Source organism: Bradyrhizobium yuanmingense (assembly GCF_029167105.1).
GTDB lineage: Bacteria > Pseudomonadota > Alphaproteobacteria > Rhizobiales > Xanthobacteraceae > Bradyrhizobium > Bradyrhizobium yuanmingense_A.
Genome location: NZ_JARFML010000108.1, coordinates 1 through 1,328, shown reverse-complemented (window position 1 = coordinate 1,328; position 1,328 = coordinate 1). Strand labels below are relative to the sequence as shown.

Annotated in this window: 2 protein-coding genes; one reads left to right on the top strand and one right to left on the bottom strand. The window is 61.6% G+C overall.

The genetic code is table 11. From position 1 onward, the window contains the following. Positions 1-143: 143 nt before the first annotated feature. Positions 144-632, bottom strand: coding sequence for a hypothetical protein (locus tag P0R31_RS40635; protein ID WP_275521216.1), 489 nt, complete (start codon positions 630-632; stop codon positions 144-146). Between the two features lie 29 nt (positions 633-661). On the opposite strand from P0R31_RS40635, the gene P0R31_RS40630 reads away from it, so the two are divergent. After that, positions 662-811: an ATP-binding protein gene (locus P0R31_RS40630; RefSeq protein WP_275521214.1), complete on the top strand. Its 150-nt coding sequence runs from the start codon at positions 662-664 to the stop codon at positions 809-811. Positions 812-1,328: the final 517 nt, after the last annotated feature.

The window sequence follows — 1,328 nt, the reverse complement described above, 5'->3', positions numbered from 1 at the left end:
AGGAAACCAGTGAGCGGAAGGCTTGGAGCAAGGCGAATCACGGGCGTCGACTGCGATTCCGACCTTATGCCCTTATTCGCACTGTCCGTGAATCCTGCACCCTGCACCAAATGTGCGGAAGAACCCAGCGACGGTCGAGCTGATCAGCACGACCCAGTCCCCTTCCGGGCGTGCCGGGAACCGCTTGCATTCGCCGCAGCAGCGTGGCGAGGATTTGAGCGATCTGGGTTTGCGTCGCGGTCGATAGATTCGGCCACAGGCGCGGAATGTCGGCCGTCGGGCGGCCGGGTGGATTTGCCAACGTCGGCAGCGGTTGATACGCAACGCGACCTGGAAGCGGTCGGTGGGTCATCGCGAATCACCTTCTCGTCGAGAAGGCTCAGACTCGCGCTCAAATGTTGCATCAATGGGATCAGCGTGCGTGCACTGATGCGCGGCAGATCGGCGGCGTTCGGGCGGGGCGTGATCGGCGTTTCGGCAAGATCCGTCGACGCGATCCGAACCGCCCGCGGCCGGCCGTCCGGCAGCGCGACAACGACGTAGGCAGGACCGCGCCCCGACCGCTCCTTGAGCACCTCAAGCCGGTGCCCAAACAGAAAATGATGCGGGTCGGTGATCGTGACGTGAGACACGACCCGCTCAAGAATAGGGGTACTCTGACGTGTTCGGCGAGCCAACCATCGCAGATGCTATCCTGGACCGGATCATCCACAACTCCCACCGTATCGCCCTCGAAGGCGACAGCATGCGAAGGAAAGAAGCTGCACGCCCCTTGACCGACGTCGAAAACAGCGAAACGAATACCAACTGACTTCAACAACCAGGCAACCAAAAGCCAGCGCAGCTACGCTGTCCGCGATTTAGCGAAACTCCTGTCCGTCAGTTAGCGAAACTGCTGTCCCGTTTTTGCGAAATGCGCAGGCCGAGGGCCACCTTGGCCCTTGCTATCTCAAACGACGCGCCGGCGATGCCGCCAAAGTCATCCTCTCGGCCGTCGGCCACAACTTGTATGGGGTGTCTCCTGTCAAGAGCCTTAGTTAGCGACTCTTCTCCTTGCGCGGAGGGTGCAGTTGTGTGCATCGAGCTTCAGCAAATTGATCGTGGGGTCCGACCAAGCCATCCCCTCGGAGCCGCTGTCGCTCGCTTGCCCCACGCGCAGCGCTGGCGAGCGACGGCGGCGGAGAGGGGTGGCTGGCCCATGCATCCTCTTGGGGCCTGAGCATGACAGGCGGGAAGGCACGGACCTTGACGATCGCCTTCTTCAAGCCCGGATGGTCATCAGAGATTACGAACTCCATGGCATGGCGCGACTGAGAGACATTCCGAGG